This is a genomic window from Mycolicibacterium sp. MU0050 (genome assembly GCF_963378085.1).
Classification (GTDB): domain Bacteria; phylum Actinomycetota; class Actinomycetes; order Mycobacteriales; family Mycobacteriaceae; genus Mycobacterium; species Mycobacterium wendilense.
Genome location: NZ_OY726395.1, coordinates 1,302,182 through 1,326,428 on the forward strand (window position 1 = coordinate 1,302,182; position 24,247 = coordinate 1,326,428).

Consider the following 24,247-nt stretch of genomic DNA (forward strand, 5'->3'; position numbering starts at 1 on the left):
TATCCGGACAATGTCGTGGGGGATAACCCCCAGTTAGGGTCAGGGCGTGAGCGCCACCGCAACCCCGGGTGAACCCCCCGCCCCACGCAAGCGGGTCGAAGTGTTGGGCAGCATCGGTCCCAACTGGTTCGCCGCGGTGATGGGCACGGGCATCGTGGCCGTCGCGGGTGCCACCCTGCCGTTGCCGCTGCCGGGCGTGCGCGGGTTCACCGAGGTGGTGTGGGTGATCGCGCTGGTGCTGCTGGTGGTGCTGGTCCTCGTCGTCGGTGGGCATTGGCTCTGGCATCCCCGGGTGGTGCGCGGGCACGCCCGCAATCCGCAGATGGCGCACTTCTACGGCGCGGCGCCGATGGCGTTGATCACCGTCGGCACGGGTGCGTTGCTGGTGGGCAAGGATCTGATCGGTGAGCGCGCCGCCGTCGATCTGGCGTGGGTGTTGTGGACCGCCGGCACCCTGGGCGGGTTGTTCACCGCGGTGAGCATCCCCTTTCTGATGTTCACCCAGCACAGCGTGGAACCCGACGCGGCGTTCGGCGGCTGGCTGATGCCCGTTGTGCCGCCCATGGTGTCCGCGGCCGGTGGGGCCCTGCTGCTCGAGCACATGGCGCCGGGCACCGGCCGCGAGACCATGCTGTACGGCTGCTACGCCATGTTCGGGCTGTCGCTGGTGGCCTCGCTGATCATCATCACGATGATCTGGACACGGTTGGCCCTGTACGGCACCTCGGGTACCGCGCGGGTGCCGACGCTGTGGATCGTGCTCGGTCCGCTGGGGCAGTCCATCACCGTGGCCGGGCTGTTGGGCACCCACGCGGGGAGCGCCGTCGACCCCGAGATCGCGAGCGGCATGCGGGTTTTCGGCATCCTGTTCGGCGTGCCGGTGTGGGGGTTCGCGGTGCTGTGGATCGCGTTGGCGACGGCGCTGACGGTGCGGACCCTGCGCCGCGGAATGCCGTTCGCGTTGACCTGGTGGAGTCTGACCTTCCCGGTCGGCACGTTCGTCACCGGAACCACGCAGCTGGCCGAGCACACGACGCTGCCGGCGTTCGAGGTCGCCGCCGTGGTGGCCTACGTCGGTCTGCTGGGCACCTGGGTGCTGGTCGCGCTGCGCACCACGGGCGGCAGCCTGCGGGGCAGCCTGTTCGCGCCGCCGACGAGCACCGACCCGATTCGGGCGCACAAGGATCCGGTCGTCTGAGGCCGTGCCACAATCGCCGTCATGCGGGTAGGGATGACGATGCCGGTCATGGAACCGGATCTGGACGCCGCGACATTGCGGACCTGGGCGACGATCGTCGACGAGGGTCCGTTCTCGTCCCTGTGCTGGGGCGAGCGGATCGCGTTCGACAACCCCGAGAGCCTGACGCTGCTCGGCGCGTTGGCGGCGTGGACCGACCGGGTCCGGCTGGTGACCACGGTGATCGTCCCGCAGTTGCATGACCCGGTGATGTGCGCCAAGGCGCTGGCCACGGGCGATCTGATCTCCGGGGGCCGGCTGACGGTGGGCTTCGGCGTCGGTGGCCGCCACGAGGATTACCAGGCCGTCGGGGCGGACCCGAAGACGCAGACGATGCGCGACATGGCGGAGCGGATCGCGATCATGCGGCGGGTGTGGGCCGGGGAGCGGATCACCGATTCCGTGCTGCCGGTGGGCCCGCCGCCCGTGCAGCCCGGTGGGCCGCGCCTGCTGGTGGGAACCATCGGGCCCAAGACCGTGCGCAGCGCGGCCGCCTGGGCCGACGGGTTGGCCGGCACCACGCTGGATCTCGACGTCGGCAAGCAGAACGAGCTGTTCGACGTCGCGCGTCAGGCCTGGGCGCAGGCCGGCAAACCCGCGCCACACCTGGCGACGTCATTCTGGTTCGCGCTCGGCCCGGCCGAGGCGGCGCGCGAGCAGGTGCGGACGCATCTGCGCCGCTACATGAACTGGATTCCCGCCGAGTATGTCGACGCGATGGCGCCGACCACGGGCTGGTCCGGCGACGAGGAGCAATTGGCCGCGGTGCTGCGCGAATTCGCCGCGGTGGGCACCGACGAGGTGCATCTGATCCCGACCAGTACGGATGTCGATCAGCTGCGGCGGGTGGCCGAGGTGGTGCACGACTTCACCTGAGTCCGTGCCCGCGGTCCACCGCAGTGGACCGGCTGGGGGCCGACGGCGCTGAGGCCGGCGTGGTCAGCGGGCGGCGGCGCCCTTGTCCTCGGGCTTGTCGCGCCGCGGGGCGTCCGAGAAGACCAGCGCGGCAACGTCATTGTGTTGGCTGGTGTTTCGCGGCGACGCCGTCGTCTTTTGCGGGTGGGAAAAAAGGTTCGTCGAGTCCATCAAGTTTCCTAGCGTTAGGGTCACGCTTGCGGGGTAGGAGAGAGCGTCCACCGCGCCACAACTACGTGAATGTCGCCGAGTCGGCGGGCCGTGCCGAATTTCGTGGCACTGACCTCCACAGTACACGCCGGGGTGCGATCGGTCCGGATCTCGGGTCAGATCGCCGGCCCCTCGGCCATGGAACCGCGTGGGCGTCGGAATCCGTGGTTATGGTGAGACATGGGTAAACGTCGGTCACTGTCTTGGTTCTACAAACTCGATCGCGCTGATCAGGCGGTCTTGTTGGGCCGGCCGCACGGGTATCTGCCGGACGGGGTGGCGGCCGAGATCCGGGGACACACGGTGCCCGCCGACCGCGGCGGAAACCGGGCCGCGCCACGCCGGTGGCAGCTGCGATCCGCCGAGGCGAACCTGCTCGAAGATGAGCGGTTGCGACTCGACACCATGTGGCAAGCCATGCCGAGCAGTACCCGTGCGGCGCTGCTGGGCTCTCGCGGCGGGCAGGTGCCCCCGCAATGCCGGGAGGCCATCCTCGATCTGATGCCGGGCGGGGTGCCGCCGGGCGCCGATCTCGACGCGTCCTTCGAGTTGTCGGGGATCGCCGCCGCCTATGTTGAAATGGTCGCCGTCGGGGCCCGGTGAAAGTGAGGTTCGCAGCGTGAACGCCTGGGGCAATTACCAATACGAGATCTATTTCCAGGGCCTCACGGGCGTGTTGCCCTCGCTCCCGATGTCGTATGCGGAGCTGGAGGAACGGGCGCGGCAGGCGCTGTCCCCGTCGGTGTGGTCCTACGTCGCCGGAGGGGCCGGCGACGAGCACACCCAGGACGGCAACGTCACCGCCTTCCAGAACTGGGGTCTGATGCCGCGGATGCTCGTCGGCGCCACCGAACGGGATCTCTCCGTGGAACTGTGGGGGAAACGTTGGCCCGCACCGATTTTCCTGGCGCCCATCGGCGTCATCGCGTTGTGCGCCCAGGACGGTCACGGCGACCTGGCGACCGCCAAGGCGGCGGCCGCCTCCGGGGTGCCGATGGTCGCTTCCACCCTGGTCGAGGACCCGATGGAGGACATCGTCGCCGAATTCGGCGACACCCCAGGGTTTTTTCAGCTGTACTGCCCCAACGACCGGGATATCGCCGAGAGCCTGGTGCGCCGCGCCGAGGCGGCGGGGTACGCCGGAATCGTCGTCACGCTGGACACCTGGATCCCCGGCTGGCGTCCGCGCGACCTCGCCACCGCCAACTTCCCGCAATTACGCGGCAAGTGCCTGGCCAATTACACCAGCGACCCGGTGTTCCGGGAGAAGGCCGGGCTGGCCGAGGGCGCCGACCCGCGCGACGCGGTGATGTACTTCGCGAGCGTCTTCGGCAAGTCGTTGACCTGGGACGACCTCACCTGGCTGCGCTCGCTGACCAAGCTGCCGCTGATCCTCAAGGGCATCTGCCACCCCGACGACGCGCGCCGCGCGGCGGATTACGGGGTGGACGGCATCTACTGCTCCAACCACGGTGGCCGCCAGGCCAATGGCGGGATCCCCGCCATCGATTGCCTGCCGGACGTGGTGGCCGCCGCCGGTGATCTGCCGGTGTTGTTCGACTCGGGCGTGCGTTCGGGCGCCGACGTCATCAAGGCCCTGGCGCTGGGCGCCAGCGCGGTCGGCATCGGCCGGCCGTATGCCTACGGCCTGGCGCTCGGCGGTGTCGACGGCATCGTGCACGTGCTGCGGTCCCTGCTGGCCGAGGCCGACCTCATCATGGCGGTCGACGGGTATCCCACGCTGGCGGATCTGACGCCGGATGCGTTGCGCCGCGTGGGCAGGTGACATCGGTGCAGTGGTGGGAGACCGCCGTCGTCTACCAGATCTACATCCGCAGCTTCGCCGACGGCGACGGTGACGGCGTCGGCGATATCACCGGAATGCGGTCCCGGTTGCCGTATCTGGGCGCGTTGGGCGTCGATGCCGTCTGGATCAACCCGTGGTATCCGTCGCCGATGGCCGACGCCGGCTACGATGTCGCCGATTACCGCGAGATCGACCCCGCCTACGGCACTTTGGCACAAGCCCGCGAGTTCATCGCCGAGGCCCACGCGGCCGGACTCAAGGTGTTGCTGGACATCGTGCCCAACCACACCTCCGATCAGCACCGGTGGTTTCAGGCGGCCCTGCGTTCCGAGCTCGGCGCTCGCGAGCGCTACCTGTTCCGGCCGGGCCGGGCGGGCGGCGAGGTGCCGCCCAACGATTGGCAGAGCATCTTCGGCGGCCCCGCCTGGACCCGGACCGACGACGGCTCCTGGTATCTGCATCTGTTCGCACCCGGACAGCCCGACCTGAACTGGGACCATCCGGAGGTCCGGAAAGAGTTCGAGGCGGTGTTGGCGTTCTGGTTCGACCTCGGCGTGGACGGGTTCCGCATCGACGTGGCCCACGGCCTGGTCAAGGCGGCGGGGTTGCCCGACCGCGGCGGGCCGGGAAACCCGCACCCCGCTTTCGACCAGGACGGTGTGCATGAGATCTACCGGGGCTGGCGTGCGGTGGCCAACCGCTATGAGCCGCAACGGATTTTCATCGCCGAGGCGTGGGTGCCCAGCAATGAGCGGTTGTCGCGCTATCTGCGCCCCGACGAACTGCACACGGCGTTCCAGTTCGACTTCCTGCGCGCGCCCTGGCGTGCGGCGAAGCTCCGCGAGGTCATCGACGAGGCGATATCCAGCGCGGCCTCGGTGGGCGCGCCGCCGACGTGGGTGTTGTCCAACCACGACGTGCCGCGCACCGTGACTCGCTACGCACGTTCCCAACCGGACGGCATGGTCGAATCCGAGTGGGAGCGGGCGCGTTGGGTTGCCGAGGCTGCCGACCACGAGTTGGGCCGGCGGCGCGCGCGGGCGTGCGCGCTGCTGCAACTGTCGCTGCCCGGCACCGCCTACGTGTACCAGGGCGAAGAGCTGGGCCTGGAGGAGGTCGAGGAGCTGCCCGACGAGGTGCGCCAAGACCCGACGTGGCTGCAGTCGGGGCGCACCGACGTCGGCCGTGATGGCTGCCGCATCCCGTTGCCGTGGTCGGGATCGCAAGCACCCTACGGGTTTTCCCCGCCCGGGTCGGCCGCGTCCTGGCTCCCGCAACCCGACCACTGGGGTGCGTACTCGGTGGCCGCCCAAGAGCGCGACGGCGATTCCATCCTGAACCTCTACCGGGCGGCGCTGGCGTTGCGGCCGCAACTGTGGGTCGGTGCCGGTGACGTGCGGTGGTTGGCGAGCGCCGACGGCGTGCTCGGCTACGCTCGCGGTGAAGCGCAGTGCTGGGTCAACACCGGTGATGTCGAAATCGCGCTGCCGGAAGGCTTTTCGGTGCTGCTGGCCTCGGAGCCGGGGATCGACGGGGTGCTGCCCCCGGACGCCGCGGCGTGGGTACGTGCGCGGCGATGACGCCGCACCGGCTGTAATAGGGTCGAAGCTGGTCGACGACGGAGGAAGACGTGAAGTTGCTCAAGTCCCTGATGCTGGCGGCCGCCCTGGCCGTCGTTCCGCTGGGAATCGCCGGTACCGCCGCCGCGCAGCCGCCGAGCCCGGAGGAGATCTCCGCAACGGAGAACGCGATTCGCCCCGACGGCAGGTATGCCCTGGCGGTGTCGGAGCCGGGGCGCCTCAACGTGGCGATCATGACGGGCCGCGACATCAAGGCGAAGAGTCCGCACATCGATTTTCAGATCGTGACGTACGGCAAGGTGGCCCAGGACCTCGCCACCGACCCGGCGGTGCAGGAGGCCGCGCGGCGGGCCGTCCTCGACGACGGGATCAAGATCGTGATCTGCGACCTGCCGCTGGACCGGCTGGGCATCGACCGGGCGACGCTGCCGGTCGAGTTCGCCACCACGCCCAACGCGCTGACCTACCTGTTCGGCCTGCAGGAGCAGGGCTACAAGACCCTCACCTACTAGCGCTGACCTGCGGCGGGACCCGGCGGTGCCGGGTGCGGCCGGTGAGGTGGCTAACGCTGCCCGGCGGTGGGACGATAGTCATTGATGGAAGCGCAGTGCAGTTGCCGCGTCCCCGATGGCATCCGAGCCATCTGCGCTGGTCGCGGCAGCGTTACCAGCGGTGAGGAGTTCACCATGAAATTGAAGAACATTGCAGCAGGAGCGGCGGTCGTCGGCGCGATGGGATTCGCCGCCGTCGGATTCGCCGGTCAGGCCGGTGCCGACCCGCATTGGCATCCGTGGCCGGATCCGATCCCGCCGCCCGGCCATGTCGGCCACATCGTCGGCGTCCCGCCCGGCCACATCGGCCAGGCCGTGGGTGTCCCGCCGGGACACTGGGACAAGCCGTGGAAGTGGTTCCGCTAGCCGATCCGCACAGATGGCGATGGCCGCCCTGCGATACACCGCAGGGCGGCCATCGTCGTCTGTGGGGCCATGCCCAAGAATCCGGCAGATTTCAATGCTTCCGCTGCGCTGCCGATGCTGTGAATATCACCTTCGTGTTCTGTTGACCTGAACTGACACCGTCGCCGCGGGTCCCGGCGACGCGGTGCGTGCGTCGTCTGACGCCGCGCCGATCATCCTGTTTTCCGTATCGCGCATTCGCAACGATTCAGCCCTGCCCCAGGCAGGTCCACCGAAAGGAAGTCTGCCATGACTGTCACCGTCGAGAGTCCGCCGAGGATCACCCCGCTCGAACCCGTCGAACTCGACCCGCAGGAACTGGGGTTCGCGCCGACCAACGTCGCCTCCATTCCGCCGCTGGCGCCGCATTGGCAGCCCCTGGACTTCCCCGAGATCCTGTCTCGCCCTGCGGCTTTCCTGTCAGTCGGCCAGTCGAACTCGCTGTACAAGCCGGGCGGCGTGCAGTACGCCGAGGGCCACGCCCACCGCGGCAGCCTGGAAGCCACCGTCAAGTCGGTGCAGGCGGCCCGCAACGCAGCCAACTTCGTGTCGTTCAACTGGATCGGGTTCTCGGTGTTCCGCGACGACTACCCCCAGACCGATTTCGACCGGGCGCAGTACCGGAGCTGGACCGGTCACATCGACGCCACCCCGGAGCAGATCGCCTGGGACAACGAACTCGTCGGCGAACTGCGGGATCTGGTGCGCCCGGGTGACAACGAACTCTACGAGAAGGCGCTGCAGACGGCGTTCGTCGGCACCGACCTGCCCGGCACGCTGATCCGGCAGAAGGTCGAAGTGGTGGTGATCACCGGCATCCACCTCGACTGGTGCATCGAGGGCAACGCCCGGGCTGCCCGGGATCACGGCCTGCTGCCGATCATCATCGGCGACGCCACCGGCACCGCGCACCCGGATCAGGAACCCGCGACGTTCGAGCGGATCAACAACTTCTTCGCGCCGGTCATCACCTCCGACCAGTTCGTCGAGTGGGTGCGCCGCTGATGGGCAACGTCGGTTTGGTACTCGTCGGGGTGGTGTTGTTCGTCAATGGACTGGTCTCGGTGGGTGTGGTCAGTCCTCGCAGCGCCGCCCCGCTGAATCTGTTCGTCGGCACCGCGCAGGTGGTGCTGCCGACGCTGGTGCTGGTGCAGGCGGGCGCGGACACGGCGCTGGTCAACGCCACCTGGCCCAGCTACCTGTTCGGATTCACCTACCTGTGGTTCGGGCTCATCCAACTCACCGACCTCGACCCGCGTGGGTTCGGTTGGTACAGCGCGTTTGTCGCGGCGGTCGTCGCCTATTACGCCGTCAAGACCGTCGGGACCAACCCGACGTTCGCGGTGCTGTGGGCCAGCTATGCGTTCATGTGGTCGCTGTTCTTCGTGCTGCTGGGGTTGGGCGTCACCACCCTCGGGCGGTTGGATCTCGGGCATTTCACCGGTTGGGTGCTGGTCCTGCTGGGCATCCCGACGTGCACGCTGCCGGGGATCCTGCTGCTCAACGGGGTGTGGTCGACCTCGGCGGTCGCCGGTTTCGGTGCGCTGGCGGCGCTGGCGGTGGGCATCGGGGCGTCCGTCGTGCTGGCGCGGCGCAGCGCGGTGCGTGCCGCGGCCGCGGTGGCGCCCGCGGAGCAGATTGTGGTGGAAAGGGTGGGGGAGCCGCAGTTGGTGTGACGGAGGGCCGCGCAGACTGCCGCCGGGCGGGGATCCCTCGGATTCCCGCCCGGTGCCCTTCGTCACTGCCAGGTCCGAGATCTCTGGTCAAGGGCGGCGAAGCGGGGCATCCGACGGCGCGGAGTCCGGAACGTCCCCGCCGGCGCGTCGCGACGCCGGAGGCAGCAGCAGCGACGCGGCCCCGGTGGCGGCCGCCGTCACGAATGCGGTGAGGTGGCCGAAAGATTCGGTCAGCAGGCCGGTCAGCGGCGCTCCGAGTCCTTGCCCGGCCGCCAGGGCGAAGAACGCCAGGCCCACCCCGAAGGATGCGGACTCCCGGTAGACGCGGGTACCCCAGATCAACAGCAACCCGGTCATGCAGATGTAGGTCGCCCCGAAGACGGTCACCGCCAGCAGGACCGCCGCAGCGTGCGGCACCGCGACGGCCAGCAGGACCGTGGCAGCGGACATGGCGGTCACGACGGCCAGCCACGCCGTGCGAAAGCCCATCCGCTGCACCAGGTCCCCACCCAGGGCGCCGACGATGCCGGCCGCTCCGAGGACGATCCACGAGGCCGTGGCCAGCCCGCCGGCATGTGATTGGCTGATCACGTCACGCCCGAAGTTCCAGATTGCGATACTGCCGACACCGCACAGCAGCGACGCGGTCAACAGCGCCACCGTTCCCGGCCGATGCCATCGGCGGAAGTCGGTGCGCCCCTGTTGGTTTCGGACCTCGCCGCGCAGCGTGACGGCGACCCACGCGGTGACCAGCGCGGCGAGTGCGGCGTAGACCGCCCACGCCAGCCGCCATTGCTCGGTGAGCAGGTACGCGATGGGTCCGGAGGCCACCACCCCCAGGCCGGTGCCGGCGTTGACAAACGTTTGTGCGCGGTCGGCGATGTGGCCGGTCAGTCGTTGCGCGACGGCGGCCGCCAGGGGTGGGGAGGCCAGCCCGGTGCTGGTGCCGGCCATCAGGATGCCGACGGCCAACACCCACGCGGCCGGGGCGCTGGCCACCACGCTCAGACCCGTCGTCGCCACGACGCCGGCGATCACCGCGGTCCTGCGGGGGCCGATTCGCTCGGTCAGGGCGAGGGAGGTCACGATCGCCACGCAGTAGCCGACGTAGCTGCCCGCGCCGATCACGCCGATCATGGTCGGCGTGAGGTGGAAGTGCTCGGTGAATGTCGGCACGAACAACCCGTAGGCGAAGCGGGCGAAGCCGTAGCAACACGCGATCAGCGCCGCACCGGCCGCCACGAGTGAATAGAACGTTCGTTGCACTCTGCTAGAGTGTCAGCATGCCGCGAAGTACGCAACCCGCCCGCGCGCGACTCCTGCGCGCGGCCGACGAGCTGTTCTACGCCCACGGCATCGCCGCCACCGGCGTCGATGCCGTCATCGAGAAGGCAGGTGTCGCGACCGGCTCGCTCTACAAGAACTTCGGCGGCAAGGCCGATCTGGTGGCGGCCTACCTGGCCGACCGGGACCGCCGCTTCGGTGAGCTGTGGGAGACGCACATCGAGGCCGCCCGCGACGCTCGCGCCAAGCTCCTGGCGTTGTTCGACGCGCACGCCGATTGGATGCGACAGACCGGGGCACTGCGCGGTTGCGCGCACGTCGCGGCCGCCGCCCAGCTGCCCGCCGACCACGCCGGGGTCGCGGCGGCCGTCGCGCACAAGCAGCGGCTGATCGACCGCCTCACCGAACTCGTCGAGGCCGTCGACGTGCCGGCTCCCCGGGCGCTGGCACAGGACCTGGCGCTGCTCTACGACGGCATGCTCGCCGCGCAGGCCATCGGTATCGACCCGGATCCGCTGGCCCGCGCGCGCAGGCTGGCCGAGCAGATTGTCCACGCCGCCGACGGCGCGTGAGCGATGTCGTGTCACGATGAGGATCCAATCGAAAGCGTAAGGCGTGGATTCGGCGCGATTTTCGCGGCATGAACCCCCGGCTACCCACGTGACTACGCGGCGAGGCAGCGAGGAGCGAGATGGGCAGCGACGACATCCGGGCACCCCACAAGACGTTGGAGATCCCGGCGGGTGACGTCACGATGGTCGCCGACGCCTACGGCGACCCGGCGGATCCGCCGGTGGTGTTGCTGCACGGCGGTGGACAGACCCGGCATTCGTGGGGATCGACCGCGGCCGATCTGGGTTCCAAGGGTTGGTACGCCGTCACCGTCGATCTGCGTGGGCACGGGGACAGCACCTGGTCCCCGGACGGCTACTACGGTCTGGACCGGTTCGCCGGGGACGTGATCAAGGTGGCCGACTACCTCGGGCGCCCGCCGGTCTACGTCGGCGCCTCGCTGGGCGGCAACTCGTCGCTGGCGGCGATCAGCGTGCGACCGGACCTGGCGCTGGGCCTGGTGCTGGTCGACGTGTCACCGTTCCTGCAGCCCGCGGGTACCAGCCGGATCCGCGATTTCATGGTCTCGCACGCCGAAACCGGTTTCGCCACACTGGAAGAGGCTGCCGACGCGGTCGCCGCCTATGTGCCGCACCGGCCGCGGCCCCGCAACCTCGAGGGCCTGAAGAAGAACCTGCGGCACCGGGACGGTCGGTGGTACTGGCATTGGGATCCGGCGTTCCTGGCCTCGCCGCTGGACCAGCCCGTGCAGCGCGATCCACTCATCGACCCGGCGCGGCTCGGTGCCGCCGCACGCGATCTGCGGCTGCCGACGCTGCTGGTGCGCGGCGGGGAGTCCGACGTGCTCAGCATCGACGACGCCAAGCGGTTCCTGGAACTGGTGCCGCACGCCGAGTTCGCCTCGGTCGAGGGCGCGCATCACATGGTGGCCGGCGACGACAACGCCGTGTTCGAGGATGTGCTCGACGACTTCCTGGCGCGCCGGGTGCGCTCGCGGCTTAAGCTGTTCGGCGCGTAGGGCCACCCGGCCGGCGCCTTCTCAGCTGCCGGATCCGTACGGCCGGGTGATGATCTCCAGGTTGTGCCCGGACGGGTCCCGGAAGTAGACGCCGCGGCCGCCGTCGTGATGGTTGATCTCCCCGGGGTGTTGTCCGTGGGGATCGGCCCAATGTTGCAGTCCGCGTTGCCGAATACGGCCGTAGATCTCGTCGAACTCGGTTTCGGACACCAGGAACGCGTAGTGCTGCGGGACGATGTCCGCGCCCGCGGGGGCCTGTGCGTAGTCGAGGCTCGCGCGGTGGGCGATGGTCACCGCCAGGAACGGCCCGAACTCCTTGGCGGAGGGCAGGCCGAACATCTCGGTGAAGAACGTTGCCGACTCGGTGCGGTCCCGAGCGGCGACGATGGTGTGGTTGAACTCGATGGCCATACCAATCCAGTGAACCACCGTTTGGCCGGCAGCCCAATGTTGCGCCGCCGATATCTGGCTTTGGTGGGCGCTGCTCGCGCTCGGGGAGCCGGCGCACCGCGGCGAGACCCTCCGGCGTTCCCGGCCAGTGCTTGGACAATGCCGCTGATCCGGCATGGCGCGTTACCGAGCGCAATGCGACGGCGACGATGATCGCGTCGTCGGCATAGCCCAGGACCGGGATGAAGTCCGGGATCAGGTCGAACGGCAGCGCCAGGTAGCCGAGCAGCAGCGCGAGGCGGATGCGGACCCCCTTCGGCAGTGTCGGATCGGCCGCCAGGCGTTTCAGCAGGCGCAGGAGGTCGGGAAGCAACCGTGCGGCGTCGCGCAGGCCGACGTCATCCGGTTTGGTCTTCCACAGGATGAGAACGAGCGCCAGCCACAGCAGCAGCAGACCTGCGACGATGCCGAGGCCTACCGACCACCAGTCAGACGGCATCCTAGAAACCGCCCGCAGCGGCGCTAATCCGCGACGAAATGGTATGGCTCCCAATAACCCATCTCGGCGATGGCAACCACTCCGATATCCCGAGTCTGAGTCGGCTGCCCTGCACAGAATTCTTTCACCGTCATGTCGAATCGGTACGTCGGGTTCTGACCCGTCAGCCCAGGAACATCGTTGAGGCCTTGCTCGCCACGATCCTCGACCGAGGCGAGTTCATAGTCACAGCCAGGCGCCGGCATCACAGCCTCGATAGCGACCTTCTGCACGGTCAACTGCTTACCGCTGATGCGAAGCAATGGCACCTGCTCGGCATCGTGGGTGTTCAAGCCTGCCACCAGCTGTTGAGCCCACTGGTGTTGTTTGTCGGGACCGAAGTAGCCCATCGACAGATCGCCGTCGTCGGACAGCAGAAGCAGAAACCAGGCGCCGATACCGGCCACCAGCACGAGGGACGCCACCAACCCCGCCGCGCGACGGTGCTTTCTCACCCGGTCCATGCCGGTCATTCTCCTGGGTATCTCAGTCGAACGAACTCGGCTTGAGCGGGCGTCACCGGGCAGCAGTCCGCTCTCGACGGTGCTGGTGGATCTAATCGAGCCCTACTCGGAGTGGGAACCGCGGCGACGACTCCGCCGTATCGGGTGACGAAGTTGTTGCTCTCCTCTGCCTCACTGTCCAAGTGTTCGGAACACCATTACCGGTGTGGAGAGCAGCGCCCGCTCGGCCGTTCTCGGGTTGAGCCTCAAATCGCTACGCGCTGAGTTTCCCGAATGGGATATCTCATTACATAGCTGAAACCAGACCGCGAGGCTCGAAAACGTTCTTTGAACTGCACTATTTCCTGGTGCCCCCGGCAGGATTCGAACCTGCGGCCTTCTGCTCCGGAGGCAGACGCTCTATCCCCTGAGCTACGGGGGCGCAGTGGCTGGAACCGAGCCAGAACCCACTGTGCCATTGGGCTTGCACAGACTAACGCATCCTCGCGCCGGCGCCATCATCGCCAACGGATTCGGGGCCTCACCACCCGAGACCATAGGATGGACCCCCGTGACCCCCGCCGATCTGGCCGAGCTATTGAAGAGCACCGCTGCCGCGGTGTTGGCCGCCCACGACCTCGATTCCGCCGCGCTGCCCGCCACCGTCACCGTGGAGCGCCCGCGCAACCCGGAGCACGGCGATTACGCCACCAACCTGGCCCTGCAGCTCGCCAAGAAGGTCGGCGTCAATCCGCGCGAGTTGGCCGGCTGGCTGGCCGAGGCGCTGGGCAACGCCGCGGGCATCGCCTCGGCCGAGATCGCCGGCCCCGGGTTCGTCAACCTGCGCATCGAGGCCTCGGCCCAGGGCTTGATCGTCAACAACGTCCTCGAGGCCGGCGCCGCCTACGGCAACGCCGAGGTCCTCGCAGGCCAGAACGTCAACCTCGAGTTCGTCTCGGCCAACCCCACCGGCCCCATCCACATCGGCGGCACCCGCTGGGCCGCCGTCGGCGACGCGCTGGGCCGGCTGCTCTCGACGCAGGGCGCCACCGTGGTGCGGGAGTACTACTTCAACGACCACGGCGCCCAGATCGACCGCTTCGCCCGGTCCCTGATGGCCGCCGCCAAGGGCGAGCCGACCCCCGAGGACGGCTACGCGGGCACCTACATCGCCGACATCGCCGCCCAGGTGCTGGCCAAGGCGCCCGACGTGCTCAGCCAGCCCGCCGAGCAGCAGCAGGAGACCTTCCGCGCCATCGGCGTGGACCTGATGTTCGACCACATCAAGTCCTCGTTGCACGAGTTCGGCACCGACTTCGACGTCTACACCCACGAAGATTCGATGCACACCTCCGGCCGGGTCGACGAGGCCATCGCCCAGCTGCGCAAGACGGGCAACATCTACGACCACGACGGCGCGACCTGGCTGCGCACCACCGACTTCGGTGACGACAAGGACCGTGTCGTCATCAAGAGCGACGGCGAACCCGCCTACATCGCCGGTGACCTGGCCTACTACCTGGACAAGCGGGCCCGCGGCTTCGACCTGTGCATCTACATGCTCGGTGCGGACCACCACGGCTACATCGCCCGGCTCAAGGCCGCCGCGGCCGCCCTCGGCGACGACCCCGACACCGTCGAGGTGCTCATCGGGCAGATGGTCAACCTGGTCCGCGACGGGCAACCGGTGCGGATGAGCAAGCGGGCCGGCACCGTCATCACCCTCGACGACCTGGTGGACGCGCTCGGGGTCGACGCCGCGCGCTACTCGCTGACCCGCTCCTCGGTGGACACTCCCATCGACATCGACCTCGAGCTGTGGTCCTCGGCGTCCAGCGAGAACCCGGTCTACTACGTGCAGTACGCGCACGCGCGGCTCTCGGCGCTGGCCCGCAACGCCGCCGAGCTGGGTCTGGCCGCCGACACCGCGCACCTGGAACTGCTCGAGCACGAGAAGGAGGGGGTGCTCATCCGCAACCTCGGCGAGTTCCCCCGCGTGCTGAAAACCGCTGCGTCGCTTCGCGAACCGCACCGCGTGTGCCGCTACCTGGAGGACCTGGCCGGCGACTACCACCGGTTCTACGACTCGTGCCGGGTGCTGCCGCAGGGCGACGAGGAGCCGACGGATCTGCACCGGGCGCGGCTGGCGCTGTGCCAGGCCACGCGTCAGGTGATCGCCAACGGCCTGCAGATCCTGGGCGTCTCCGCACCGGAGCGGATGTGAACGCGCACCCGGCCGGGCCCCGGCACGCCGAAGAGGTGCACCACGCCGGCATGCCCGCCAAACCGCAGAGCCCGCAGGAGACCCTGCTGCTGGCGCCGCACGTGTGGCCGCGCAACCTGGTCCGCGGCGACGACGGCGAGGTGTCGATCGCCGGTGTGACGGTCACCGAGTTGGCGCGCGAGTTCGGCACCCCGTTGTTCGTCATCGACGAGGACGACTTCCGGTCCCGCTGCCGCGAGATCGCCGCCGCCTTCGGTGGCGGCTCGCACGTGCACTACGCCTCGAAGGCCTTCCTGTGCACCGAGATTGCGCGCTGGGTGGCCGAGGAGGGACTCTCGCTGGACGTGTCGACCGGTGGCGAGTTGGCGGTGGCGCTGCACGCCCAGTTCCCGCCGGAGCGCATCGCGCTGCACGGCAACAACAAGTCGGTCCAGGAGCTGACCACCGCCGTCGAGGCCGGGGTGGGGCACGTGGTCCTGGACTCGATGATCGAGATCGACCGCCTGGACGCCATCGCGGGTGCGGCCGGGGTGGTGCAGGACGTCTATCTGCGGGTCACCGTCGGTGTGGAGGCCCACACCCACGAGTTCATCTCCACCGCGCACGAGGACCAGAAGTTCGGCCTGTCGCTGGCCAGCGGCGCCGCGATGGCCGGGGTGCGACGGGTCTTCGAGACCCAGAACCTGCGCCTGGTCGGCCTGCACAGCCACATCGGCTCGCAGATCTTCGACGTCGCGGGCTTCGAGATCGCCGCGCGTCGGGTCCTCGGCCTGCTGCGCGACGTGGTCGCGGAGTTCGGGGTGGACAAGACCGCGCAGATCTCCACCGTGGATCTCGGTGGGGGACTGGGTATCTCGTACCTGCCGCAGGACGACCCGCCGCCGATGAAGGAACTGGCCGACAAACTTCTGGCGATCGTCGCCGACGAAGCGGCGGCGGTCGGTGTGCCCGCGCCGAAGCTGGTGGTCGAGCCCGGCCGCGCGATCGCCGGGCCCGGCACGGTGACCCTCTACGAGGTGGGAACCGTCAAGGACGTCGCGATCAGCGCCACCGCGCAACGGCGTTATGTCAGCGTCGACGGCGGCATGAGCGACAACATTCGCACCTCGCTGTATGGCGCGGAGTACGACGCACGCCTGGTGTCGCGGTTCAGCGAGGCCCCGCCCGCGCTGGCGCGGATCGTCGGAAAGCATTGCGAGAGTGGGGACATCGTCGTGCGCGACACCTGGGTCTCCGACGACATCATCCCGGGTGACCTGCTGGCGGTCGCGGCCACCGGCGCCTACTGCTATTCGATGTCGAGTCGATACAACCTGTTGGGCCGGCCCGCCGTGGTGGCCGTGCGTGACGGTGTGGCCCGCCTGGTGCTGCGCCGGGAAACGGTCGACGACCTGTTGAGTCTGGAAGTGAGGTGAGCGCCGTGGCCGAGGAGAAGAAGTCCGTCGGGGTAGCGGTACTGGGGCTGGGCAACGTCGGCAGCGAGGTGGTCCGGATCATTGGCGAGGACGCCGAGGACCTGGCCGCGCGCATCGGCGCGCCCCTGGAGCTGCGTGGCATCGGGGTGCGCCGGGTGGCCGCCGACCGTGGCGTCCCGGAGGAACTGCTCACCGACGACATCGCCGCCCTGGTGGCCCGCGACGACGTCGACATCGTCGTCGAGCTCATGGGCCCGGTCGAGCCGGCGCGCGCGGCCATTCTGGCCGCGCTGGAGAACGGCAAGTCCGTTGTGACCGCCAACAAGGCGCTGCTGGCCCAATCCACCGGAAAACTGGCCGAGGCAGCCGAAAAAGCCAGGGTAGACCTGTATTTCGAGGCCGCCGTCGCCGGCGCGATCCCGGTGATCCGCCCGCTGACCCAGTCGCTGGCCGGCGACACCGTGCTGCGCGTGGCGGGGATCGTCAACGGCACCACCAACTACATCCTGTCGGCGATGAACGACACCGGCGCCGACTACGACAGCGCACTGGCCGATGCCAGCGCGCTCGGCTACGCCGAGGCCGACCCGACCGCCGACGTCGAGGGCCACGATGCCGCGGCCAAGGCCGCCATCCTCGCCTCCATCGCGTTCCACACCCGGGTCACCGCCGACGACGTGTACTGCGAGGGCATCACGAAGGTCACCGCCGAGGATTTCGAGTCGGCCAAGGCGTTGGGCTGCACCATCAAGCTGCTGGCCATCTGCGAGCGGTTGACTACCGACAAGGGCAAGCAACGGGTTTCGGCGCGCGTCTACCCGGCGCTGGTGCCGCTGGATCATCCGCTGGCCTCGGTCGGCGGCGCCTTCAACGCCGTCGTGGTGGAGGCCGAGGCGGCCGGCCGGCTGATGTTCTACGGCCAGGGCGCTGGCGGCGCGCCGACGGCCTCGGCGGTGCTCGGCGACCTGGTGATGGCGGCGCGCAACCGGGTGCAGGGCGGCCGTGGCCCGCGCGAATCCAAGTACGCCAAGCTGCCCATCGCGCCCATCGGCATGATCCCCACCCGCTACTACGTGAGCCTGTACGTCAGCGATAAGCCCGGCGTGTTGTCCTCGGTGGCAGCCGAATTCGCCAAGCGCGAGGTCAGCATCGCCGAGGTGCGCCAGGAGGGCGTCGTCAACGAGGGCGGCGAACGGGTCGGCGCCCGCATCGCGGTGCTGACCCACAGCGCCACCGACGAGGCGCTCAGCGAGACCATCACCGCCCTGGAAGGACACGAGGCGGTATCGAGCGTGGCCAGCGTGCTGCGAATGGAAGGAGCCGGCGAATGAGCGCCCCCAACACCCCGGTGCATCGGGCCTGGCCCGGCCTGATCGAGGCCTACCGGCACCGGCTGCCGGTCGCGGCGGACTGGACCGCGGTGACGCTGCTCGAGGGTGGCACGCCGCTCATCCACGCCAAGCGTCTCAGCGAATACACCGGCTGCACAGTGCATTTGAAGGTCGAGGGACTGAACCCGACGGGGTCGTTCAAGGACCGCGGCATGACCATGGCGGTCACCGACGCGGTGGCCCGCGGTCAGCAGGCCGTGCTGTGCGCCTCGACGGGCAACACCTCGGCCTCGGCCGCGGCGTATGCCGCCCGGGGCGAGATCACCTGCGCGGTGCTGATCCCGCAGGGCAAGATCGCGATGGGCAAGCTCGCGCAGGCGGTCATGCACGGCGCCAAGGTCATCCAGATCGACGGCAACTTCGACGACTGCCTGGAACTGGCGCGCAAGCTCACCGCCGACTACCCGACGATCTCTCTGGTCAACAGCGTCAACCCGGTCCGGATCGAGGGCCAGAAGACCGCCGCGTTCGAGATCGTCGACGTCCTGGGGCACGCCCCCGACGTGCATTCGTTGCCCGTCGGCAACGCCGGCAACATCACCGCCTACTGGCGGGGTTACCGCGAATACCACCGCGACGGCCTGGTGGACAAGCTGCCGCGGATGCTCGGCACCCAGGCCGCCGGCGCCGCGCCGTTGGTGCACGGCGAGCCCGTGAAGGAGCCGGAAACCATTGCCACCGCGATTCGGATCGGTTCGCCGGCCTCGTGGTCCTCGGCGATCGAGGCGCAGCAGGAGTCCGACGGCCGCTTCCTGGCGGCCACCGACGAGGAGATCCTGGCCGCATACCACCTGGTGGCGCGTACCGAAGGGGTGTTCGTCGAGCCGGCCTCGGCGGCCAGCATCGCCGGCCTGCTGAAGTCGGTCGAGGACGGCTGGGTCGCCCGGGGCTCCACCGTGGTGTGCACCGTCACGGGTAACGGGCTCAAGGACCCGGACACCGCGCTCAAGGGCATGCCGCCGGTGGAGGCCGTGCCGGTCGACCCGTCGGCGGTGGTGGCGAAACTCGGCCTGGTTTAGCGTGGTTGCCTGATGATTCGGACTCTGCCGGCCGGGCTTGTCGCCAAGGCCACCGTGGCCGCCTCCAGCGCCAATCTGGGACCCGGCTTCGACAGCTTGGGCCTGGCGCTGAGCCTGTACGACGAAATCGTGGTCGAAACAACCGAATCCGGCCTCCGCGTCGAGGTGTCCGGTGAGGGCGCCGGCCAGGTACCCACCGGACCGGACCATCTGGTGGTCCGGGCCATCGAGCGTGGGCTGGCCGCCGCCGGAATGCGCGCCGACGGGCTGATTGTCCGCTGCCGCAACACCATTCCGCATTCGCGGGGACTCGGTTCGTCGGCCGCGGCGGCGGTCGGTGGCCTGGCCGCCGCCAACGGCTTGGTGGCGCAGACGGATTGTTCGCCGTGCGACGAGCGCACGCTGGTGCAGCTGTCCTCGGAGTTCGAGGGGCACCCGGACAACGCCGCGGCCTCGGTGCTCGGTGGCGCCGTCGTGTCCTGGACGGAGGCCGGCGCCGAGCCGGTGTACTCCGCGGCGCGCGTGCAACTGCACCCCGACGTCCGGCTACACGTCGCGATCCCGGAGATCCGCTCGTCGACCGCGGAGACCCGCGTGTTGCTGCCTGAGCAGGTCAGCCACCAGGACGCCCGGTTCAACCTGAGCCGCGCGGCGCTGCTGGTGGTGGCCTTGAGCGAGCGTCCGGATCTGTTGATGGCGGCCACCGAAGACGTGCTGCACCAGAGCCAGCGCGCACCGGCGATGCCGGCGTCGGCGGAATTTCTGCAATTGCTGCGGCGTTGTGGCGTGGCGGCGGTGCTTTCCGGCGCCGGACCTGCTGTTTTGGCGCTCAGTACGGCCTCGGAGCTGCCGGCCGAGGCCGGCGAGTACGCCGCTTCCGCGGGGTTCACCCTCCGCGCGGTGGAGGTCGGAGAAGCGGTCCGCTGGACATCCGGGGTTGCCGTCGGCGCGTGAACCTCACCGCGCGGGCAACGCGCGGTGAGGGCGGGTTTGCTTGCTTCGACGAAAAATGCGGGCTATCCTCGTTGCCGTCCCGGCAATTCGCAGCGTCTTCTGCGCCGACACTAGGACGACCACTCACTTTCGTGTCTTACTCGTGCACCGACGGTTTGTCGTTCCGCCGCGAATCCCGGAGATCGCCGTTGCCAAGTTCGACGGTCGCACTTCGTGTCCGGGGGTAACCCGGCACACCGAACCCTCGCAGGTCATCCTCTGAGGGAAGAAAGGAAATCCGTGACAGATACGGACCTCATCACGGCTGGGGACGCCACTCCCGAGGCGGATCTGCCCCAGGCTGTGACCTCCAAGAGCTCCGCCGCCGACAAGGGCGCGGCCAAAGGTGGCTCGCTGGCCAGCATGGTCTTGCCGGAGCTGCGCGCGCTGGCCGTCAAAGTCGGCGTCAAGGGCACCTCCGGCATGCGTAAGGGCGACCTCATCGCCGCCATTCAGGAACGTCAGGCCGGCGGCGAGGGCGCGCAGGCGGCGCAGTCCACGCAGGCCAACGGCACTCGTCAGGCCCGCAAGGCCGACACCAAGAACACCGCGGACGCGGCCGGTGAATCCCAGGCCGAGACGGCCACCGAGGACGCCGGGCAGCGCAGCGAGGCGCCTCGTCGGGAACGCCGGTCGGCCTCGCGGCAATCGGGTGCTCCGGACGCCGACAAGGCGCCGAAGTCCGACGGCAACGACGCCCCGAAGTCCGACGGCAACGACACGGCCGAGAACTCCGCGGACGCGCCGAAGAGCGAGGCGTCCGACGCCGGCTCGGGTTCCGAGGGCGGCAACTCCGGTCGCGACGACAACAAGCAGGACCGCGGCGACCAGCAGCGTCGTGGCGGTGACCAGCAGAACCGCGATCAGAACCAGAACCGTGACCAGAATCGCGGCGATCAGCAGAACCGCGATCAGAACCGCGGCGACCAGCAGAACCGCGGCGGCAACAACAGCAACGACGGCGACGACGACGGCGACGGCCGGCAGGGACGTCGCGGTCGCCGGTTCCGGGACCGCCGGCGCCGTGGCGAGCGCTCGGGCGAGGGCGGTGGCGACACCGAACTGCGCGAGGACGACGTCGTCCAGCCGGTCGCGGGCATCCTCGACGTGCTGGACAACTATGCGTTCGTGCGGACCTCGGGGTACCTCGCCGGGCCCAACGACGTCTACGTCTCGATGAACATGGTGCGCAAGAACGGCCTGCGTCGCGGCGATGCCGTCACCGGCGCGGTCCGCGTTCCCCGCGAGGGTGAGGGCGGCGACAAGAACCCCCGCCAGAAGTTCAACCCGCTGGTCCGGCTGGACAGCGTCAACGGCGGACCCGTCGAAGCGGCGAAGAACCGTCCCGAGTTCGGCAAACTGACGCCGCTGTACCCGAACCAGCGGCTGCGGCTGGAGACCACGCCGGAGAAGATGACCACCCGCGTCATCGACCTCATCATGCCGATCGGCAAGGGGCAGCGCGCCCTGATCGTGTCGCCGCCCAAGGCCGGTAAGACCACGATCATGCAGGACATCGCCAACGCGATCACCAAGAACAACCCGGAATGCCATCTGATGGTCGTGCTCGTCGACGAGCGGCCCGAAGAGGTCACCGACATGCAGCGCTCGGTCAAGGGTGAGGTCATCGCCTCGACCTTCGACCGTCCGCCGTCGGACCACACCCAGGCCGCCGAGCTGGCCATCGAGCGCGCGAAGCGCCTGGTGGAGCAGGGCAAGGACGTCGTGGTGCTGCTGGACTCCATCACCCGACTGGGACGTGCGTACAACAACGCCTCGCCGGCGTCCGGCCGCATTCTCTCCGGTGGTGTGGACTCGACCGCGCTGTACCCGCCCAAGCGGTTCCTGGGCGCGGCCCGCAACATCGAAGAGGGCGGCTCGCTGACCATCGTCGCCACCGCCATGGTGGAGACCGGCTCGACCGGTGACACGGTGATCTTCGAGGAGTTCAAGGGCACCGGCAACGCGGAGCTCAAACTGGACCGCAAGATCGCCGAGCGTCGGGTGTTCCCGGCGGTCGACGTCAACCCGTCCGGCACCCGTAAGGACGAATTGCTGCTGGGCGCAGACGAATTCGCCATTGTGCACAAGCTGCGCCGGGTGCTTTCGGGCCTGGACTCGCATCAGGCGATCGACTTGCTGATGAGCCAGCTGCGCAAGACGAAGAACAACTACGAGTTCCTGGTGCAGGTCTCCAAGACCGCCCCCGGATCTCCGGACGACGCCGACTGACCTCGTCGGCACCACAGCGAAATCCCCCGCACGCCCGGGCGGTTTCTAGGGGTCGTCGCAACACTGCTGGTTATTGAGCCTGTAGTAGATCACGCAAGCGCTCGGCTGGGGTATCCCAGCCGAGCGTTTTGCGTGGGCGGCCGTTGAGTTGCTGGGCGACGTGTTCGAGGTCCTCAGGCCCATAGATGCTGAGGTCGGTACCTTTGGGAAAGTACTGACGAAGCAGGCCGTTGGTGTTTTCGTTGGTGCCGCGCTGCCAGGGACTGGCCGGATCACAGAAGTACACGGCCATGTCGGTGGCCATCGAGAACCCCTTGTGCCCGGCCATCTCGGCGCCCTGGTCCCAGGTCAACGATCCCCGCAGATGCTCTGGCAGGGTCGTCATGGTGGCGATCAGCCCGTCACGAACCGTTTCGGCATCATGGCCCCCGGGCAGGTGCACCAGCATGGTGTAGCGGGTGGTGCGTTCCACCAGAGTGCCGATCGCGGTCTTGTTGAGTTCACCCATGATGAGGTCGCCTTCCCAGTGCCCGGGCACCGCGCGATCCTCGATATCGGGCCGGTCGGCGATCATGAGCATCGGATCAACGAACCGCTGGTAACGCTCACCGGGCTTACGGTTCGGTTTACGGCACGTGCGGCCACTTCGCAGTGACTGGGCCACTTCCTTTTTCAGTCCACCGCGCGCCTGGAAGTAGAGGGATTGATAAATCGTTTCGTGGCTCACCCGCATGCTCTCGTCGTCCGGAAAATCCTTGACCAGACGATGCGAAATCTCTTCCGGGGACCACCGCTTGGCCAGCCCCTCTTCGACCTCTTTACGCAGCCTCTGATTGGTGACCAGTTTGGACTGCTTGGGCCGGGACCGTGCCGCCGCAGCCGCCGCATCGGCTTGATATGGCAGGTAGAGGCCCTCGACACGGTGCGCAGCGACCTCGCGGGACACCGTCGACTTATTCCGACCGAGCTTGTCGGCGATCACGGTGTAGCTCAGGCCGGCGGTCAGGCCGTCGGCGATGACCAGCCGATCGGCGAGCTGCAAATACCTACTGGCGGATGCCTGTCCAGATGCAGGACGCTGTTCGGCAGCAGTGGATTTCACCGGTTGTATGTACCGCGTCCCGCTGGCGTAATCGACGACCGTGCCATCGGAATACACCCGCGTGTTGCCAACCTTGCGGATACCGGCACGCCAATCCCGGGCGGTGCGCACATTGACCCCGGCCTCTCGGGCGGCCCGCGCCGACGACCAGCCCTCCTCGAGCAGTTCAAAGAACCGTGCTTTCTCGCAGGTCTTGCCGCGCGTGCGCCGCGCTGGGTCGACCAAGCCCGCCTCCACAAGCATCCGGCGGGCCGTGGAGTGCGCCACTCCGACAGCTTTGGCCGCCGCATTCACCGAGCCAGTTGCTGCAAATACCGCTGCCACCCGCGCAGGATCCACACCGGTGACATCCGGACGCGGCGAGCCCATCGGCCGGCCGGTGGCACTCAAGATGGCATACGCCCGCTGCCGTGACACCCCCAACGACTCCGCCGCTTCCCGCACCGGCACGCCCGCATCGACGAGCTTTGCTAGCTGATCACCAAATTGAACACAGTCCTCCGAAAACGACACGGTCGCCGCAACCTCTCAGATAAGAGAGCGTTGCGACGACCGTGTGAACCCAACCCGGCGTGTCGGGGGATTTCGCGTTTGACGGGGGTCAGGCCCGCAGGGCCGGCATCACGTAACGGTCGAGATAGTCCCGCAGCGCCTCGCGGTCATCGACGTCGACCTGTTCACCGGGCACCGTCGCCAGGCTCAGCAGGTTGCGGGCCACCCACTCGGTGGCCTGGGGGAGGTTCTCGACGGCGATCTCGCCGCGGTCGCGAGCGGCGGCGAGGTACCGCTCCCAGAAGGCGGTCAGGTCCGGGATCAGACCCTGCACGCCGGCCCCGGCGCAGGCGGCGAACTCCTCGGGCTCGTCGAGTCGCAGCTTCATCACCAGCGCGCCGGGGGAGTCGTAGGCGCTGCGGCCCAGCCGGATCCCCTCGGCGATCTGCGCCGGCAGGCTGTCGATGCCGGCCAGCACCGCGTGCGCCTGACCCCAGTACTCGTCGTTGAGCCGCACGATCGCGGCGCCGAGCAACGCCGACTTGTCGGGGAAGTGGCGGTACAACCAGCCGCGGGACACCCCCGCCAACTCCGCCACCTCGGACACGGTGGTGGCGCGAATTCCCTTGGTACGCAAGCACTCTTCGGCGGCATCCATCAGGCGAACACGAACTGGCCGGGCGGCGGTGCCGGCCTTGGGAGCGGAGCCGTCGGTCACGTCGTTGACTCCTCGTCTGCTGTGGGCGCTCCGG

Annotated in this window: 23 protein-coding genes, 1 tRNA gene and 1 pseudogene; 17 read left to right on the forward strand and 8 right to left on the reverse strand. The window is 68.7% G+C overall.

What is annotated here, in order from left to right; genetic code table 11:
* Nucleotides 1-46: 46 nt before the first annotated feature.
* Nucleotides 47-1,198, forward strand: a complete 1,152-nt coding sequence (locus R2K23_RS06300; protein ID WP_316515288.1) for a TDT family transporter — start codon at nucleotides 47-49, stop codon at nucleotides 1,196-1,198.
* Nucleotides 1,199-1,219: 21 nt separating this feature from the next.
* Entirely contained in the window at nucleotides 1,220-2,113 is an 894-nt protein-coding gene (locus R2K23_RS06305; RefSeq protein WP_316515289.1) for an LLM class flavin-dependent oxidoreductase, read from the forward strand.
* A gap of 63 nt (nucleotides 2,114-2,176) precedes the next feature.
* Here R2K23_RS06305 and R2K23_RS06310 read toward each other — a convergent pair whose 3' ends face one another.
* Nucleotides 2,177-2,323, reverse strand: coding sequence for a hypothetical protein (locus R2K23_RS06310; RefSeq protein WP_316515290.1), 147 nt, complete (start codon nucleotides 2,321-2,323; stop codon nucleotides 2,177-2,179).
* Between the two features lie 219 nt (nucleotides 2,324-2,542).
* Between R2K23_RS06310 and R2K23_RS06315 the strand changes: the two genes are divergently transcribed.
* The 7 genes from R2K23_RS06315 to R2K23_RS06345 all read left to right on the forward strand — a co-directional run bounded on the left by R2K23_RS06315 (nucleotide 2,543) and on the right by R2K23_RS06345 (nucleotide 8,381).
* The gene (locus R2K23_RS06315; protein WP_316515292.1) at nucleotides 2,543-2,965 is read left to right on the forward strand and encodes a hypothetical protein; all 423 of its coding nucleotides are present in this window, start codon (nucleotides 2,543-2,545) and stop codon (nucleotides 2,963-2,965) included.
* Nucleotides 2,966-2,981: 16 nt separating this feature from the next.
* The gene (locus R2K23_RS06320; RefSeq protein WP_316515295.1) at nucleotides 2,982-4,148 is read left to right on the forward strand and encodes a lactate 2-monooxygenase; all 1,167 of its coding nucleotides are present in this window, start codon (nucleotides 2,982-2,984) and stop codon (nucleotides 4,146-4,148) included.
* Nucleotides 4,149-4,153: 5 nt separating this feature from the next.
* Nucleotides 4,154-5,749: a glycoside hydrolase family 13 protein gene (locus R2K23_RS06325; protein ID WP_396893148.1), complete on the forward strand. Its 1,596-nt coding sequence runs from the start codon at nucleotides 4,154-4,156 to the stop codon at nucleotides 5,747-5,749.
* Between the two features lie 50 nt (nucleotides 5,750-5,799).
* Nucleotides 5,800-6,261 carry a hypothetical protein gene (locus R2K23_RS06330; protein ID WP_316515299.1) on the forward strand — a complete coding sequence of 154 codons (462 nt, stop codon included), beginning with the start codon at nucleotides 5,800-5,802 and terminating at the stop codon, nucleotides 6,259-6,261.
* Nucleotides 6,262-6,435: 174 nt separating this feature from the next.
* Nucleotides 6,436-6,666, forward strand: coding sequence for a hypothetical protein (locus R2K23_RS06335; protein WP_316515301.1), 231 nt, complete (start codon nucleotides 6,436-6,438; stop codon nucleotides 6,664-6,666).
* Nucleotides 6,667-6,954: 288 nt separating this feature from the next.
* Nucleotides 6,955-7,710: a cysteine hydrolase family protein gene (locus R2K23_RS06340; RefSeq protein ID WP_316515304.1), complete on the forward strand. Its 756-nt coding sequence runs from the start codon at nucleotides 6,955-6,957 to the stop codon at nucleotides 7,708-7,710.
* The gene (locus R2K23_RS06345; RefSeq protein ID WP_316515306.1) at nucleotides 7,710-8,381 is read left to right on the forward strand and encodes an AmiS/UreI family transporter; all 672 of its coding nucleotides are present in this window, start codon (nucleotides 7,710-7,712) and stop codon (nucleotides 8,379-8,381) included. The genes R2K23_RS06340 and R2K23_RS06345 overlap by 1 nt, the downstream gene beginning before the upstream one ends.
* 87 nt (nucleotides 8,382-8,468) lie before the next feature.
* Here R2K23_RS06345 and R2K23_RS06350 read toward each other — a convergent pair whose 3' ends face one another.
* Nucleotides 8,469-9,647, reverse strand: coding sequence for an MFS transporter (locus R2K23_RS06350; RefSeq protein ID WP_316515307.1), 1,179 nt, complete (start codon nucleotides 9,645-9,647; stop codon nucleotides 8,469-8,471).
* A gap of 17 nt (nucleotides 9,648-9,664) precedes the next feature.
* Here R2K23_RS06350 and R2K23_RS06355 point away from each other — a divergent pair, with 17 nt between their 5' ends.
* Nucleotides 9,665-10,237 (forward strand): TetR/AcrR family transcriptional regulator, encoded by a 573-nt coding sequence (locus R2K23_RS06355; protein ID WP_316515308.1) that lies wholly within the window; start codon nucleotides 9,665-9,667, stop codon nucleotides 10,235-10,237.
* A gap of 119 nt (nucleotides 10,238-10,356) precedes the next feature.
* The gene (locus tag R2K23_RS06360; protein WP_316515310.1) at nucleotides 10,357-11,256 is read left to right on the forward strand and encodes an alpha/beta fold hydrolase; all 900 of its coding nucleotides are present in this window, start codon (nucleotides 10,357-10,359) and stop codon (nucleotides 11,254-11,256) included.
* Nucleotides 11,257-11,277: 21 nt separating this feature from the next.
* Here the strand turns inward: R2K23_RS06360 and R2K23_RS06365 are convergent, their stop codons facing one another.
* The 4 genes and pseudogenes from R2K23_RS06365 to R2K23_RS06380 all read right to left on the reverse strand — a co-directional run bounded on the left by R2K23_RS06365 (nucleotide 11,278) and on the right by R2K23_RS06380 (nucleotide 13,069).
* Nucleotides 11,278-11,667, reverse strand: coding sequence for a VOC family protein (locus tag R2K23_RS06365; protein WP_316515312.1), 390 nt, complete (start codon nucleotides 11,665-11,667; stop codon nucleotides 11,278-11,280).
* Between the two features lie 85 nt (nucleotides 11,668-11,752).
* A pseudogene (locus tag R2K23_RS06370) lies at nucleotides 11,753-12,145 on the reverse strand (YkvA family protein); the annotation flags it as partial.
* Between the two features lie 23 nt (nucleotides 12,146-12,168).
* Nucleotides 12,169-12,657, reverse strand: a complete 489-nt coding sequence (locus tag R2K23_RS06375; protein ID WP_316515315.1) for a hypothetical protein — start codon at nucleotides 12,655-12,657, stop codon at nucleotides 12,169-12,171.
* 336 nt (nucleotides 12,658-12,993) lie between these two features.
* Nucleotides 12,994-13,069 (reverse strand) — tRNA-Arg (locus tag R2K23_RS06380).
* Nucleotides 13,070-13,198: 129 nt separating this feature from the next.
* Here R2K23_RS06380 and argS point away from each other — a divergent pair.
* The 6 genes from argS to rho all read left to right on the forward strand — a co-directional run bounded on the left by argS (nucleotide 13,199) and on the right by rho (nucleotide 21,901).
* On the forward strand, nucleotides 13,199-14,851 hold the full coding sequence (gene argS, locus R2K23_RS06385; RefSeq protein ID WP_316515316.1) for an arginine--tRNA ligase: 1,653 nt from the start codon (nucleotides 13,199-13,201) through the stop codon (nucleotides 14,849-14,851).
* Nucleotides 14,848-16,266, forward strand: a complete 1,419-nt coding sequence (lysA, locus tag R2K23_RS06390) for a diaminopimelate decarboxylase (protein WP_316515319.1) — start codon at nucleotides 14,848-14,850, stop codon at nucleotides 16,264-16,266. The genes argS and lysA overlap by 4 nt, the downstream gene beginning before the upstream one ends.
* Nucleotides 16,263-17,597: a homoserine dehydrogenase gene (locus R2K23_RS06395; protein WP_396893154.1), complete on the forward strand. Its 1,335-nt coding sequence runs from the start codon at nucleotides 16,263-16,265 to the stop codon at nucleotides 17,595-17,597. The genes lysA and R2K23_RS06395 overlap by 4 nt, the downstream gene beginning before the upstream one ends.
* Nucleotides 17,594-18,676: a threonine synthase gene (gene thrC, locus R2K23_RS06400; protein ID WP_316515322.1), complete on the forward strand. Its 1,083-nt coding sequence runs from the start codon at nucleotides 17,594-17,596 to the stop codon at nucleotides 18,674-18,676. The genes R2K23_RS06395 and thrC overlap by 4 nt, the downstream gene beginning before the upstream one ends.
* A 12-nt stretch (nucleotides 18,677-18,688) precedes the next feature.
* On the forward strand, nucleotides 18,689-19,630 hold the full coding sequence (thrB, locus tag R2K23_RS06405; RefSeq protein ID WP_316515325.1) for a homoserine kinase: 942 nt from the start codon (nucleotides 18,689-18,691) through the stop codon (nucleotides 19,628-19,630).
* A 279-nt stretch (nucleotides 19,631-19,909) separates the two neighbouring features.
* Nucleotides 19,910-21,901 carry a transcription termination factor Rho gene (gene rho, locus R2K23_RS06410; protein ID WP_316515327.1) on the forward strand — a complete coding sequence of 664 codons (1,992 nt, stop codon included), beginning with the start codon at nucleotides 19,910-19,912 and terminating at the stop codon, nucleotides 21,899-21,901.
* A 70-nt stretch (nucleotides 21,902-21,971) separates the two neighbouring features.
* Here the strand turns inward: rho and R2K23_RS06415 are convergent, their stop codons facing one another.
* A complete protein-coding gene (locus R2K23_RS06415; protein ID WP_465270714.1) occupies nucleotides 21,972-23,246 on the reverse strand; it encodes an IS30 family transposase in 1,275 nt (424 codons plus the stop codon).
* A 358-nt stretch (nucleotides 23,247-23,604) separates the two neighbouring features.
* Nucleotides 23,605-24,153, reverse strand: coding sequence for a TetR/AcrR family transcriptional regulator (locus R2K23_RS06420; protein ID WP_316517095.1), 549 nt, complete (start codon nucleotides 24,151-24,153; stop codon nucleotides 23,605-23,607).
* Nucleotides 24,154-24,247: the final 94 nt, after the last annotated feature.

What these genes read in the sequence shown, in the direction of transcription:
- R2K23_RS06420 (WP_316517095.1), bottom strand. Translation starts at nt 24,153, where the DNA reads ATGGATGCCGCCGAAGAGTGCTTGCGTACCAAGGGAATTCGCGCCACC.
- R2K23_RS06310 (WP_316515290.1), bottom strand. Translation starts at nt 2,323, where the DNA reads ATGGACTCGACGAACCTTTTTTCCCACCCGCAAAAGACGACGGCGTCG.
- R2K23_RS06305 (WP_316515289.1), top strand. Translation starts at nt 1,220, where the DNA reads ATGCGGGTAGGGATGACGATGCCGGTCATGGAACCGGATCTGGACGCC.
- R2K23_RS06360 (WP_316515310.1), top strand. Translation starts at nt 10,357, where the DNA reads ATGGGCAGCGACGACATCCGGGCACCCCACAAGACGTTGGAGATCCCG.
- R2K23_RS06355 (WP_316515308.1), top strand. Translation starts at nt 9,665, where the DNA reads ATGCCGCGAAGTACGCAACCCGCCCGCGCGCGACTCCTGCGCGCGGCC.
- R2K23_RS06315 (WP_316515292.1), top strand. Translation starts at nt 2,543, where the DNA reads ATGGGTAAACGTCGGTCACTGTCTTGGTTCTACAAACTCGATCGCGCT.
- R2K23_RS06415 (WP_465270714.1), bottom strand. Translation starts at nt 23,246, where the DNA reads ATGCTTGTGGAGGCGGGCTTGGTCGACCCAGCGCGGCGCACGCGCGGC.
- thrC (WP_316515322.1), top strand. Translation starts at nt 17,594, where the DNA reads ATGAGCGCCCCCAACACCCCGGTGCATCGGGCCTGGCCCGGCCTGATC.
- thrB (WP_316515325.1), top strand. Translation starts at nt 18,689, where the DNA reads ATGATTCGGACTCTGCCGGCCGGGCTTGTCGCCAAGGCCACCGTGGCC.
- R2K23_RS06340 (WP_316515304.1), top strand. Translation starts at nt 6,955, where the DNA reads ATGACTGTCACCGTCGAGAGTCCGCCGAGGATCACCCCGCTCGAACCC.
- R2K23_RS06365 (WP_316515312.1), bottom strand. Translation starts at nt 11,667, where the DNA reads ATGGCCATCGAGTTCAACCACACCATCGTCGCCGCTCGGGACCGCACC.
- R2K23_RS06335 (WP_316515301.1), top strand. Translation starts at nt 6,436, where the DNA reads ATGAAATTGAAGAACATTGCAGCAGGAGCGGCGGTCGTCGGCGCGATG.
- R2K23_RS06345 (WP_316515306.1), top strand. Translation starts at nt 7,710, where the DNA reads ATGGGCAACGTCGGTTTGGTACTCGTCGGGGTGGTGTTGTTCGTCAAT.
- R2K23_RS06375 (WP_316515315.1), bottom strand. Translation starts at nt 12,657, where the DNA reads ATGACCGGCATGGACCGGGTGAGAAAGCACCGTCGCGCGGCGGGGTTG.